Raw genomic sequence first — 12,562 nt, forward strand, 5'->3', positions numbered from 1 at the left:
CACAGAACAAAAACGAAAAACAAACAGATAGCATGAGCAACCAACACAACGTCCACATCCAGCTCAACGACGGCAAGGCCGTCATCGACCGCTGGTCCCATGACTCCGGCCAACTGCCGACCATCGGTGATGTCATCGCCATTCCATCCGTCGGTGGCCGCACTCCGGAAGGCTACCAGGAGAACGCCACCGTGTTCCGCATCGACCGCGATCTCAACAACGGGGAAGTCACCGTCATCCTCGACCTGCAACCCGTCTCCGCGAAGGGCGGCCGCCTCGTCGTCTTCCTGAACACGGAGTACGTCGCGGAAAATCTCCGCCGTGAGGTGGAGGAACACCTGCGCGGCAAGCTGGACGTGCCCGCGTTCGAGTGGATCCACAGCACCGAGCCGGCCCCGATCATCCGCATCCACCAGGGACTTTCGGAAATCCCCCATGCGGAGGTCGCCAAGCTCCAGAAAGGCATCCGTGCCATCATCGAAGCCGCCTCACCGCTCGCCACCGTCTGAGCCGTGGAGGAAATTCAAGTGCAAGATCCCACGGAATGTTGAATGTGGCGGTGGAGAGATCCCCGCCACATTCCTTTTCCGCATGTTCCACATCGTCCTCGTCCATCCGGAGATCCCGCACAACGCGGGGGCAGCCGGTCGTCTCGCCCTCGCCACGGATTCCACCCTCCATCTCATCAAGCCGCTGAGCTTCTCGCTGGAGGACAAGTACGTCCGCCGCACCGGTCTCGACTACTGGCAGGATGTGAAGCTCCACGTGTGGGAGAGCTATGACGACTTCATCGCCGGGGCGGATCCCGCCGCGCGGAAATGGTACCTCAGCACGAAGGCCACCCGCTCACCATGGACTGCGGAGTTCAAGGCGGGCGACTACCTCATCTTCGGCCGCGAGACCAAAGGCCTGCCGGAAGAGATCGTCCGCGACGCGGGGAACAATGGCCTGCGCATCCCCATGGCCCCTGGTGGCACCCGCAGCCTGAACCTGGCGACATCGGTTGCCATCGTGTTGTATGAGGCGGTGCGGCAGCAGGGGCCGGAGTGGTAGCTCGGATTTTTTTCAGAGCAGGTTTATTTACTCTTTCGTTGAAGCCCTATTGGACCGCTCAAACGACGCTTCCTATTGGTATTGGGAGATAATCGCTTACACCGAGATTCGGTTCGTTGTTGCAGCAATAGCATCAGCAGTGAAGTGAACGATGATCGTCGATCTGCAGGTCTACAATTTCTCACCTTTAATGACGGGACTTTTATCCACGCGACCATAAGGGTCAGGGCCAAGCATAGAATTGTGATTTCTTGGATCATAGAGTTACCTTGGAAGGTTTTATTTGATGGTTTTCCGAGATCCCTTATTCGCAATCAGCTGCTCACTTTTCAGATCTACGAGGGCTTCCATTAATTTCGTAAAATGGAAGCGGTTGGTTGCACCCTTCCTCATTTCCCGATGTAGATATTTTTTTGCCTCGAGACTCGCCGCTAGCCTTCGTGCTGTTTTGTGCGAAACAACCATTCTCACGGCAATGGTTTTGTAAGCAGGGAAAGGTGCTGCGTCGCTCCACTTATACTGCATCAGGTGGATCACAAACATTGCTTCTCCGTGGGTCAATGGGTAGGGCTTCAGTCGGTGATAGTTCTCTAAGAAAAAATTGCTAACTTGAGTGAACCCCTCTTTTTTGATAGCCGGATGCCATCGGTTTTCGAAATTGCGGTCACCGCTTTCGGAGCTGCTTTTCGTGGATTTCTTGGCTGCTTTCTTCGCTGTCATTTGCAGGAACAGTCGCGAATATTGCATCCTGTGGCAAACACATCAGAGTCCACGCGCTGCTTGTATTAGATTATTAGTCTATTTCATCATTTCATCTTCATAAGTTATTCGTCTTCTTTGGTAGACATTATTGTCTAGGCCTCCCTACTCAAAATTGTCTAGGGTTAGAATAGACAATAATGTCTAGGGGGGTATAGACATATTTTCCTCCTGAAAATCATCTAACCGTTGAAATGGAAAAACCAGATTGGGCGGTTAAAGGACTTGGGTAGCCGAAAAATCGGGTATTTTCGGCCCCCTGCATATGGGCAACCCTGTGAAACTTATCCCTTGGATCGCTTGGATAATCTGAAATTCCTTCTCTAAGGACGAAGGCTTCGATAGACGCGATCCATGTCACTCCGCTTTTACGCCAAATCCTTCCTCACCATAAGCCTTGCTTCGGCGGGTCTAGCGCACGCCACGGAGCAAGACTGGCGGCCCCTCCTCAACGAAAAGATGACCGGTTGGGAGGTCTGGCTCGGCAGGCCGCATCCATCGATCCAGGGACTGCCCGCCGACCTGCCGGCGGATGAGAAAGGCAAGAAGCTCCCGCTCGGCCTGGGCAATGATCCTAAGGGCGTCTTCACGATGAAGATGCAGGATGGCGAGCCGGTGCTGCGCATTTCCGGAGAAATCTGGGGCGGGCTGACCACCACGGAGACGTTCACCAGCTACCATCTGCGGACGCAGATAAAATGGGGCGAGCTGAAGTGGGAACCGCGGCTGGACCGGGTGCGGGACAACGGCATCCTCTACCACTGCACGGGCGAGCATGGCGCGGGCGGCGGCAACTGGAAGAAGAGCCTGGAGTTCCAGGTGCAGGAGGGCGACATGGGTGACTTCTGGCAGGTGGCGGGCACCCGCGCGGACATCCGTGCGGTCCAGGTGGAGAAGGATTTCTTTTATGATCCGAAGGGGGAGGTCCGCCGCTTCGGTGAGGCGGAGATGGAGGGCGTGACGAAGGCCCATGTGGCACACCTGCGCGGCGACTTCGAGAAACCGCATGGGGAGTGGAACACGCTCGACCTCTACGTGGTCGGCCGGGATGCGGTGCACGTAGTGAACGGCACCGTGGTGCTGGTGCTGCGCAACGCATCCGCCGTGGACAAGGAGACGAAAACAGAAACTCCGCTCACCTCCGGACAGATCCAGATCCAGTCGGAGGCGGCGGAGTGTTTCTACCGGCGGATGGAGATCCGTCCGCTGGTGGAGTTCCCCGCGGACCTCAGAAAGGCCGCGGGGCTGTGAGGTGGGTCAGTTGGCGGGGGCCGCGGGGAAGACGACCTTGGAGGCTTTCTTTCCACCGCTGAAGAGGTCGCTGACATCCTTCGAGCTGACGAACAGCATGAGGGAGATGAGCGCCAGCGCGAACGCGGTCTGGATGATCTCGAGCGGCTTGGCCTTCACCGGCCGACCGGCGATCTTTTCCAGGATGGCAAGGACGATGTGGCCGCCGTCCAGCACCGGGAACGGCATCATGTTCAGCACGGCCAGGTTCACGTTGAAAAGAACCATGAAAGCCAGGATGCGCCGCCAGCCGTTGTCGGTCTGCAGCAGCTTGAACTTCATGTTGAAGATGCCGACAGGGCCACTCAGGTGATCCACGCCGATGCTCGACTGCGGGGAAACCACGCTGGAGATCGTGACCCACATCATGTTCAGGCTGTCCTTCACCTGCCGGATGGGTCCGGGGTGGACGATGTGGACATCCACATCACTCCGGCCGCTCCATGCGATACCCAGCATGGGGAACTTGTCATTGGGAGGCAGGGGCTTCTTCGGCGTCGCGGTGACCTGGCGGATGGATCCGTCTTTCGCCTTCACGCCGAGTTCCACCGGATTCCAGTTCTTCTCCTTCATGTAGGCGCTGAGCTGTACGGGACTCAGGAGAGGGATGCCGTCATAGGTGACGATTTCCTCGCCTGGCTTGAGGCCGACATCCGCGGCGGAACTGTTGGGGGAAACGGCCTCCACGATCGAAGGGGTGGAGGGTGCCATACCCACTTCCCGCAACGCACGGCGCTGGAAGAACCCGGTTTTCTCGATTTCAAAGCCAGAGCTGAGCTTGAGCGGCTCCGCTTCGCCCGCCCTGCGGACGGTGAACTCGATCTTGTCCCCACGGCTGAGGATCACGCTCTCGCTGATGGAGTCCAGGGTGCCCGCGAATCCCCGCATCGGCTCGCCGTTGACCGCCTCGATCACATCCCCGGGGCGGATGCCCGCCTTATCCGCGGGACCGCCTTTTTCCACATAACCGATCTCCTTGGTGGTGATGACATCGGCGGGCTTGCCGACCATCCAGACGCCGACCGCCGCCAGCAGCGCGAGCAGCATCGAGAACAGAGGCCCGGCGAACGCGACGATGATCTTGTCGAGAGGCGTGATGGGTGGGAGCGGCTTCCCATCCTCATTGCGGGTTCCACCTTCGATGGATTCCATCGGCGCCATCTGCGGCAGGGCGACGAAGCCACCGGCCGGGATCCAGCCGAGGCCATACTGGACCCCGTTGATTTCCTTTTTCCAGATCGGCTTGCCGAACCAGATCTGGAAGCGGTCGATCTTAAGGCCCCGCCATCTGCCGGCGAGGAAGTGTCCCAGTTCGTGGACGAAGATGATGATGTTGAAGCACAACAGCACGACAAGGATGATGCCGATGGCTTTCAGAACAGTGTAAAGGGTATCCATTGGAGGGTGTCAGATGCCACGAAACCTAGCGTCACGGGACGCAGCGGCAAGTGGATTAAAATGGGGGCGGAATGGAGCGCGGGCTTCAGCCCGCCCCGGAGAATCCGGACTTCGCGAAGCCAAGCGGACTGAAGTCCGCGCTCCATCCGGAGGTGGATTCACCTCAGCCCCACCGGGGGATCGAGGATCTCCCGCATGACGATGGCGCGGCGGAGTTCCCGGCGGTCGCGCAGGCGTGACTTGAGGGACGACGGGGAGACCATCGGCTGCGGCGTTGCCTTGGCGGGCTTTCTGCCGGCCTTCGAAACGGCGGCCCGTTCTTTCCTCAGGCTGCTCAGGCGTTCCTGCATCGTGCGCTGGCGGGCCAGCTCGCGGTCATCCGCGGCGGGGTCCGGAGCTGCCACCGCCCGCGGGAGCGGAGGTGGCACCGATGGCCGGTAGGGTGGCGGGACCGGTTCCTGACGTTCGTCGTAGTCGTATCCGTCATCCTCCGGACTCCACTGCTCTTGCTCCTGCTGCTGTTCCTCCTTGTTCTTCCTGGCCTCGGAAATTTTTCCGATGACCCACAGCACCGCAGCCCCCACGAAAATGAGGATCTTGATGTTGTTGGTGATGAACTCTTCCATGGCGGAGGTGGGTTATGCGTTCGGGCCGTCTCCCTTGGAAATGCTGCCGCGCATCTGGGTGTCCGCCTTCACGTTCTCCATGCGGAAGTAGTCCATGACGCCGAGACGTCCGTTGCGGAAGGCCTCGGCCATGGCGAGAGGGACTTCGGCCTCGGCCTCGACGACCTTCGCCTTCATTTCCGCGACGCGGGCGACCATTTCCTGCTCGAGCGCGACGGCGGCGGCGCGGCGGATTTCCGCCTGGGCCTGGGCCATGTTCTTGTTCGCCTCCGCCTGGGCTTCCTGGAGCTGCGCGCCGACGTTCTCACCGACATCCACGTCCGCAATGTCGATGGAAAGGATCTCGAACGCGGTGCCGACGTCCAGGCCGCGGTGGAGCACCACCTTGGAAATGCTGTCCGGGGACTCGAGCACCTTCTTATAGCTCTCCGCGGAGCCGATGGTGGTGACGATACCCTCACCCACCCGGGCAATGATGGTTTCCTCCTTCGCACCGCCGACGAAGCGGTCGAGGTTCGTGCGGACGGTCACCCGCGCGCGGACCTTCACCTGGATGCCGTCCTTCGCCACACCGTCGATGGTGGTGCGGCCGGTGGCGGGGTTGGGGCAGTCGATGACCTTCGGGTCCACCGAGGTGCGCACGGCTTCCACCACGCTCTTGCCGGAACCTTTCGTCGCCAGGTCGATGGCGCAGGCGCGGTCCCAATCCAGCTCGATGCCGGCTTTTTTCGCGGCGATGAGCGCCTGGGTGGTGGGGATGACATTGCCGCCCGCCAGGAAGTGGGCCTCGATGTCATTGATCGGAATCTCGATGCCGGCCTTCTTCGCGGTGATGCGCGCGTCCACGATCATGCCGTAGGGCACCTGCCGCAGACGCATGGCGATGAGTTCCGTGAAGCCCACGTAGGCACCGGCCAGCCAGGCACGCAGCCAGACGCTGAAGAAGGAGAAGATGATGCCGACGACGATCAGTGCGGCGATACCGGCGATGACGAAGCCGATGATGGTGAAGTCGATGGCGGCGAGATAAGTGCTCATGGGATGGATGTTAGGCGTTGTGTGACAATCAGGCGGAAACTGTCGGCCCCGATGACTTCGAGGGCCGCGCCTGCCGGGGCCTGTCCCGACTGGCAGAAAGCCTCATAGCGCCGTCCGTCGATGCGGACGTAGCCACTGGGCGAAAGCATGGTAAGCGCCTCGGCCGGTTTCCCCACCAGGGCGATTGCGTCTTTTCCGATGGCTGCGGAAACGCCGGTCACCTCCTCCGTGAGGAAGGCGCGGCGGCCGATGGCCGTCTTTGGCAGGATCCGGAACTCGATGAACAGGGCCAGCGCCCCGACCACGGAAGCAATTCCCAGCGCGAGGAGTCCTCCGCCGGTCCCGTAGTCCAGGAAGGCGAGCACGGTCCCGCCAACCATCAGCAGGCCGCCGATGGTGCCGAGGATGGCTCCCGGGACGATGACTTCCGTGGCGATGAGGAGGATGCCAACGGCAAAAAGCAGGATGATGAGCGTCATGACAGGATCACCTCCACTTCCAGGCTGAACTCGCCGTGCCGGGTGACCACCACAGGGGTGCCCGCCTCCGCGTAGCCCACCGCCAGCCGTCCCTCATAGCGTCTGCCGCCGATGCTCACCTGGCCGCTCGGCATCAGGGCGGTCACAGCCACGCCGGACTCTCCGACGAGGGAGGCGGAGGATGCGCCGCCGCCTGCCAGCAGTGGCCGCGGGCCGCCCGGCTCACCACCCACGGCGGCATTCAGCACCAGCCTGCCCCACGGTCCGCCACTCGGCAGGAAACGCAGCAGCAGGATGAAAATGAGAACCGCCAGACCCACGCCGATCCCCACGCTCACCAGCGGCTGCAGGAACACATCCGCCGTGAACTCGACCGGCTGGCTGGGCCACAGGTCCGCCATCGACCACACCAGGGAGCCAAGCATCAGCGCGACCCCCGCCACCGCGAAGGCGATGGAACCGGGGAAGAAAAAGATTTCCACCGCCACCAGGATCACCCCGAGCGCGAAAAACAGCATCGGCTCATGGCCGGAAAGGCCCGCCACGTAGTGGCCGAGGAACACCACCGCCAGCAGCAACCCGCCAGCGATGCCGAAAAATCCGAAGCCCGGCGTCTTGAACTCGATGAACAGGGCGACCATGCCGATGGCCATCAGCAGCGGCGCGATGCTGGTCAGATACTGCGCCAGCTTTTCCGACCAAGTGACCTCCAGCCGCTGCACCGTCCAGTTGCCTTTCCCATGGAGGCTGTCGAGCAGACCGTCCATGTTCTCCGCGATGCCCGCCGCCAGCAGCGGCATGGGCGGCTCGCCGTATTCCTTCACCGCTTCCTGGGCGGTCAGGGAAAGCAGCTCGTCCTTCTCCTTGATGACGACATCCCCGATCTTGAACTCGGATTTCAGGTCGATCATCGCGGAAATGACCTCCGCCCGGTAGCCTTTGCCGTCGGTCAGGGAGCGGACGCGGGCCTTCAGGTAGCTGACCATCTTCGCCTGCATCGTCTCGTCGATGTCCGAACCGTCCCCGCTGACAGGGGCCGCCGCGCCGATCACGCCATTCGGCGCGAAGTAGATCTCATCCGTGCCTGCGGAAATGAGCGCCCCGGCGGAGATCGCATTGCTGTTGATGTAGGTGACGGTTTTCCCGGGAAACTTTTCCAGCGCCTTCAGCATGTCGAAGGTCACATCCACCCGGCCGCCGGGGGTGTCCATGTCCAGCACGATGGTCTGGACGCCATTGTCGATGGCCTCCTTCAGGCCGCGGCGGAGAATATAAAGCTCCGGCGGGGCGATCTGCTCCTTCACCGGGATCACCACCACTTTCGCCGGTCCGGCGGGCTTCGCCGGCGGCGCCTCATCGGCACGGCCCAGCCCTGGCGTCATCGCCAGCAGCAGCGCGCAGAATTTCGGGATCCAGTTCCTCACGACGCCGAAAATGGAGCACTCTCCGCATGGGTGCAAGTTTTCGCGGCCCTTACGGCCCTTATATACCCAGCTTTCTCCCAACAACTGTTCCAGCCGGAGCGGTTGGGGAATGGATCCTCACGATGGAGTCCCCACTTGAAAGCGGTCCCCGCCATCCCCGGTCGACACACGCGCGATCAGCTCCGCTTGGGAATGAACCTGGAAATGCAGGAAGACCGTCTTCACGTATTCATTCACCGTGTTTTCCGAAATGCCCAGGTAGTCGGCGATCTTCTTCCGGCCCCAACCCTCGCAGAGGCAGTTGAGCACAGTCCGGTGGCGGGGGAAAAGCCGCGTGATCTCCCTTCCCTCCTGGCCCGGGAAGCTCTGGAAGTGCAACCACGGGACTTCGCTGAGAAGGATGTGGCAGATCCGGGCCTCCCGCTCCCCGAACTGGGAACGCCCGAGATTCCGGTACACCCCCACCCCGCTGACCCCTCCTCCCGGCATGGGACGGAGGGAGGTCATGATGACGTCGATGTCCGCCCGCACCCAGGCCGGGTAGGCGGCGGAAGCTTCCAGAGAACAGTCGCTCCCTTTCAGAAGCTGTTTCTGGGTTCTTGTGAGATGGGTCCCCCGCTGTTGCAGCTCTTCCGACTGCGGCCTGCTGATGCGCTCCATGTCCGGGTGGTTGATCGCCTCGATGTAGCGTGCGAACCGCTTTTCGGTGAATCCCCCGTGCAACAACCCCAGGAAAGAGGGTGGTTTGCGCGGATCGAACTCCGCCATGCACCAAACCCAGACGTCGGCGGAAATGAGCTGACACAGTCCGTCCATCAGCCGCCTTCGGCAGACGTTGATGTTCCCTCTCATCGCGATCACCTCCCCCAGCAGGCGGACGATCCCCCTGACATCGTTTTCCGGGAGCACGAATCCCTCCGCCATGTCACTCACGGATGGCATGGTCGTCACCGGGGACACGGTTTTCCAGCCGAAACCGATGGGAGGCGGCCATCCCGGGAGAAAGGTTTGCCTTTCCGAAATACCCATCCGCCATCCTTACCCAAATCCGCAGCGTGCCTCCGACCCGCCCTCCCCTTTGTCCCGACTTCCGCCAATCCCACCCTTTACAAGCGGGAAAATCCCTGCCACACCCCGTCCAATTTACCCGCCCTGCCGCGCGTCCAACCGTCCCATATCCATGCCCAAAGACACCTCGATCCGGAAAATTCTCGTCATCGGCTCCGGCCCCATCGTCATCGGACAAGGTTGTGAATTCGACTATTCCGGCGTCCAGGCCTGCAAGGCACTGAAGGAAGAAGGCTATGAGGTGATCCTCGTGAACTCGAATCCGGCGACGATCATGACGGACCCGGAATTCGCGCACCGCACTTACATCGAGCCGATTACGCCGGAAGTGGTTGAGAAGATCATCGCCCGGGAAAAGCCGGATGCCCTCCTCCCGACACTGGGCGGCCAGACGGCGCTCAACACCTCCATGTCCCTCCACAAGGCGGGCGTGCTGGAGAAATACAATGTCCGGATGATCGGCGCGAAGCCGGACGCGATCGACAAGGGCGAGGACCGCCAGCTTTTCAAGGAGGCGATGATCAAGATCGGCCTCGACATGCCGCGCTCCGGCATCGCCCACACGATGGAAGAGGCGAAGAAGGTGGCAGAGGAGATCGGCACGTTCCCGCTCATCATCCGCCCCGCCTTCACCCTCGGCGGCCAGGGCGGCGGCATCGCCTACAACCGCGAGGAGTATGAGGAAATCATCGCCCGCGGCCTGGACCTTTCCCCGGTTTCCGAAGTCCTGATCGATGAATCCCTGCTCGGCTGGAAGGAGTATGAGATGGAGGTCATGCGTGACCGCGCCGACAACTGCGTGGTCATCTGTTCCATCGAGAACCTCGACCCGATGGGCGTCCACACCGGCGACTCCATCACCGTCGCACCGATCCAGACCCTCACCGACCGCGAATACCAGATCATGCGGGACGCGTCCTTCGCCGTCATCCGCGAGATCGGCGTGGAGACCGGCGGCTCGAACATCCAGTTCGCCACCTGCCCGAAGACCGGTCGGATGATCGTCATCGAAATGAACCCGCGGGTTTCCCGCTCCTCCGCGCTCGCCTCGAAGGCGACCGGTTTCCCCATCGCCAAGATCGCGGCGAAGCTGGCCGTCGGCTACACGCTGGACGAGCTGCCGAACGACATCACCCGCGAGACCCCGGCTTCCTTCGAGCCGACCATCGACTACGTGGTGACGAAGATCCCGCGCTTCACCTTCGAAAAATTCCCGCTCGCCAACCCGGTCCTCACCACCTCGATGAAGTCGGTGGGTGAGGCGATGTCCATCGGCCGCACCTTCAAGGAGTCCATGCAGAAGTGCCTGCGCTCCCTGGAAACGGGCCGCTGGGGCTTCGGGTTCGACAACAAGGACCCGCACGCTCCTTCCAAGGACGAGATCACCCGCAAGCTGCAGATCCCGAACGCGGAGCGTATCTTCTGGCTGCAGACCGCCTTCCTCCACGGCTGGACCATCGACGAAGTCTTCGCCGCCACGCAGATCGACCCGTGGTTCCTGGGCCACCTGAAGCAGATCGCCGATGAAGGCGCGCAGCTCGCGGAAATGGACCTGCGCCGCGCGAAGAAGCTCGGCTTCTCCGACCGCCAGATCGCCAAGGCGCGCGCCCACTCGAAGGCCATCCACGACGTTTCCATCCACGGCGAAAAGGATCAGCCCGCCGGTGCGCCGCCGCGTGCCGAGCCTGAGCCAGCCGTCGCCGACATCCCGACGGAGGACACCATCCGCGAGGAGCGGAAGTTCAAGGGCATCATCCCGACCTACCGCCTGGTGGATACCTGCGCGGCGGAGTTCGAGGCCTACACGCCCTATTTCTACTCCACCTACGGTGACGAGAACGAAGCCCGCGACAGCGACAAGAAGAAGATCATCATCCTCGGCGGCGGTCCGAACCGCATCGGCCAGGGCATCGAGTTCGACTACTGTTGCGTCCACGCCGCCTTCGCGCTGAAGGAGCTGGGTTACGAGACCATCATGGTCAACTCCAACCCGGAAACCGTTTCCACCGACTACGACACTTCCGACAAGCTGTTCTTCGAGCCGCTCACGCTGGAAGACGTCCTCAACATCTGCGACCAGGAGAAACCTCACGGCGTCATCGTCCAGTTCGGCGGCCAGACCCCGCTGAACCTCGCCGCAGACCTGGAGCGCCACGGCGTGCCGATCATTGGCACCTCGCCGAAGTCGATCGAGCTGGCGGAGGACCGCAAGTTCTTCTCCGCGCTGCTCGACAAGCTCAACCTCAAGCAGGCCGACGCAGGCACCGCCGTCAATGAGGAGGAAGCCATCGTCATCGCCAACCGCATCGGCTACCCCGTGCTGGTCCGCCCGTCGTTCGTCCTCGGTGGCCGCGGCATGATGATCGTCTACAGCGACGCCGAACTTTCCCGCTACATGCGTGAGGCCGTCATCGCCTCCCCGGAGCGCCCGGTGCTGGTGGACCGCTTCCTCGACAATGCAACCGAGGTGGACGTCGATTGCATTTCCGACGGCGAGACCTCCGTGGTCGGCGCGATCATGCAGCACATCGAGCAGGCCGGCATCCACTCCGGTGACTCCGCCTGCGTCATCCCCGCCTTCTCGCTTTCCGAGGAGATCAAGGCGGAGATCGTCCGCGCCGCGAAGGACCTCGCCCGCGAGCTGAACGTCCGCGGCCTGATGAACATCCAGTTCGCCGTGAAGGATGAACAGCTCTACGTCATCGAGGTGAACCCACGCGCCTCACGGACCGTGCCGTTCGTTTCCAAGGCGACCGGCGTTTCGCTGGCAAAGCTGGCCGCGAAGGTCATGGTCGGCCACAAGCTGGCGGACATGGGCTACACGGAGACCATCATTCCACCGCACTTCAGCGTAAAGGAAGCCGTCTTCCCATGGAACCGCTTCCCGGGCATCGACATCGTGCTCGGCCCGGAAATGAAGTCGACCGGCGAGGTCATGGGCATCGACGCCGACTGGGGCATGGCCTACGCCAAGTCGCAGATCAGCGCCTTCAACCCGCTGCCGACCGAGGGCAACGTCTTCCTCTCCGTCTCCGACCGCGACAAGTCCCGCGCCGTCGCCGTGGCGAAGGATCTGGTTGCGCTGGGCTTCACCATCTGCTCCACCGGTGGCACGCACGAGCGCCTCACCGAGGAAGGCATCCCCAGCAAGCGCGTCTACAAGGTCGCGGAGCAGGCCCGCCCGAACGTCATCGACATGATGAAGAACGGCGAGATCCAGTTCATCATCAACACCCCGGCCTCCCACGAGTCCCGTGCCGATGAAATCCTGATCCGCTCCACCGCCATCGCCCAGAAGATCTCCCACGCGACGAACCTCGCCGCCGCGGAGGCCTCCGTGAAGGCCATGCGCTCGCTCAAGAGCAACGAGCTGACCGTGAAGTGCCTCCAGGAGTATCACGTGAAGTGATCTCCGGTTGATCCCGGC

11 protein-coding genes are annotated in these 12,562 nt (G+C 61.8%); 4 read left to right on the plus strand and 7 right to left on the minus strand.

The window, feature by feature from the left end; translation table 11 throughout:
• Nucleotides 1–32 precede the first annotated feature (32 nt).
• Both KF712_07355 and KF712_07360 read left to right on the plus strand, forming a co-directional pair.
• On the plus strand, nucleotides 33–509 hold the full coding sequence (locus tag KF712_07355; GenBank protein MBX3740788.1) for a hypothetical protein: 477 nt from the start codon (nucleotides 33–35) through the stop codon (nucleotides 507–509).
• A gap of 82 nt (nucleotides 510–591) precedes the next feature.
• Nucleotides 592–1,053, plus strand: a complete 462-nt coding sequence (locus KF712_07360; GenBank protein ID MBX3740789.1) for a tRNA (cytidine(34)-2'-O)-methyltransferase — start codon at nucleotides 592–594, stop codon at nucleotides 1,051–1,053.
• 279 nt (nucleotides 1,054–1,332) lie between these two features.
• Here the strand turns inward: KF712_07360 and KF712_07365 are convergent, their stop codons facing one another.
• Nucleotides 1,333–1,773, minus strand: coding sequence for a hypothetical protein (locus KF712_07365; protein ID MBX3740790.1), 441 nt, complete (start codon nucleotides 1,771–1,773; stop codon nucleotides 1,333–1,335).
• A gap of 393 nt (nucleotides 1,774–2,166) precedes the next feature.
• Here KF712_07365 and KF712_07370 point away from each other — a divergent pair, with 393 nt between their 5' ends.
• The gene (locus KF712_07370) at nucleotides 2,167–3,063 is read left to right on the plus strand and encodes a DUF1080 domain-containing protein (protein MBX3740791.1); all 897 of its coding nucleotides are present in this window, start codon (nucleotides 2,167–2,169) and stop codon (nucleotides 3,061–3,063) included.
• 6 nt (nucleotides 3,064–3,069) lie between these two features.
• On the opposite strand, the gene rseP is transcribed toward KF712_07370, so the two are convergent.
• From rseP to KF712_07400, 6 genes are all read right to left on the minus strand, one after another.
• Nucleotides 3,070–4,500, minus strand: a complete 1,431-nt coding sequence (rseP, locus tag KF712_07375; GenBank protein ID MBX3740792.1) for an RIP metalloprotease RseP — start codon at nucleotides 4,498–4,500, stop codon at nucleotides 3,070–3,072.
• Nucleotides 4,501–4,658: 158 nt separating this feature from the next.
• Nucleotides 4,659–5,126 (minus strand): hypothetical protein, encoded by a 468-nt coding sequence (locus KF712_07380; protein MBX3740793.1) that lies wholly within the window; start codon nucleotides 5,124–5,126, stop codon nucleotides 4,659–4,661.
• 12 nt (nucleotides 5,127–5,138) lie between these two features.
• Entirely contained in the window at nucleotides 5,139–6,164 is a 1,026-nt protein-coding gene (gene floA / locus KF712_07385) for a flotillin-like protein FloA (GenBank protein ID MBX3740794.1), read from the minus strand.
• Nucleotides 6,161–6,643: a hypothetical protein gene (locus tag KF712_07390; protein ID MBX3740795.1), complete on the minus strand. Its 483-nt coding sequence runs from the start codon at nucleotides 6,641–6,643 to the stop codon at nucleotides 6,161–6,163. Before KF712_07390 ends, floA begins: the two co-directional genes overlap by 4 nt.
• The gene (locus KF712_07395; protein ID MBX3740796.1) at nucleotides 6,640–8,067 is read right to left on the minus strand and encodes an ATP-dependent Clp protease proteolytic subunit; all 1,428 of its coding nucleotides are present in this window, start codon (nucleotides 8,065–8,067) and stop codon (nucleotides 6,640–6,642) included. Before KF712_07395 ends, KF712_07390 begins: the two co-directional genes overlap by 4 nt.
• Before the next feature lie 117 nt (nucleotides 8,068–8,184).
• Nucleotides 8,185–9,009, minus strand: coding sequence for a helix-turn-helix transcriptional regulator (locus tag KF712_07400; GenBank protein ID MBX3740797.1), 825 nt, complete (start codon nucleotides 9,007–9,009; stop codon nucleotides 8,185–8,187).
• Nucleotides 9,010–9,247: 238 nt separating this feature from the next.
• On the opposite strand from KF712_07400, the gene carB reads away from it, so the two are divergent.
• Nucleotides 9,248–12,544: a carbamoyl-phosphate synthase large subunit gene (gene carB, locus KF712_07405; GenBank protein MBX3740798.1), complete on the plus strand. Its 3,297-nt coding sequence runs from the start codon at nucleotides 9,248–9,250 to the stop codon at nucleotides 12,542–12,544.
• Nucleotides 12,545–12,562 lie beyond the last annotated feature (18 nt).

The organism is Akkermansiaceae bacterium (assembly GCA_019634595.1).
In the GTDB taxonomy this organism is placed as follows: domain Bacteria; phylum Verrucomicrobiota; class Verrucomicrobiia; order Verrucomicrobiales; family Akkermansiaceae; genus Luteolibacter.

Bases quoted from the DNA above. Each gene is read 5' to 3' on its own strand.
- KF712_07400 (MBX3740797.1), bottom strand. From the start codon at position 9,009: ATGCCATCCGTGAGTGACATGGCGGAGGGATTCGTGCTCCCGGAAAAC.
- rseP (MBX3740792.1), bottom strand. From the start codon at position 4,500: ATGGATACCCTTTACACTGTTCTGAAAGCCATCGGCATCATCCTTGTC.
- KF712_07380 (MBX3740793.1), bottom strand. From the start codon at position 5,126: ATGGAAGAGTTCATCACCAACAACATCAAGATCCTCATTTTCGTGGGG.
- KF712_07370 (MBX3740791.1), top strand. From the start codon at position 2,167: ATGTCACTCCGCTTTTACGCCAAATCCTTCCTCACCATAAGCCTTGCT.
- KF712_07365 (MBX3740790.1), bottom strand. From the start codon at position 1,773: ATGACAGCGAAGAAAGCAGCCAAGAAATCCACGAAAAGCAGCTCCGAA.
- carB (MBX3740798.1), top strand. From the start codon at position 9,248: ATGCCCAAAGACACCTCGATCCGGAAAATTCTCGTCATCGGCTCCGGC.
- floA (MBX3740794.1), bottom strand. From the start codon at position 6,164: ATGAGCACTTATCTCGCCGCCATCGACTTCACCATCATCGGCTTCGTC.
- KF712_07390 (MBX3740795.1), bottom strand. From the start codon at position 6,643: ATGACGCTCATCATCCTGCTTTTTGCCGTTGGCATCCTCCTCATCGCC.
- KF712_07360 (MBX3740789.1), top strand. From the start codon at position 592: ATGTTCCACATCGTCCTCGTCCATCCGGAGATCCCGCACAACGCGGGG.
- KF712_07355 (MBX3740788.1), top strand. From the start codon at position 33: ATGAGCAACCAACACAACGTCCACATCCAGCTCAACGACGGCAAGGCC.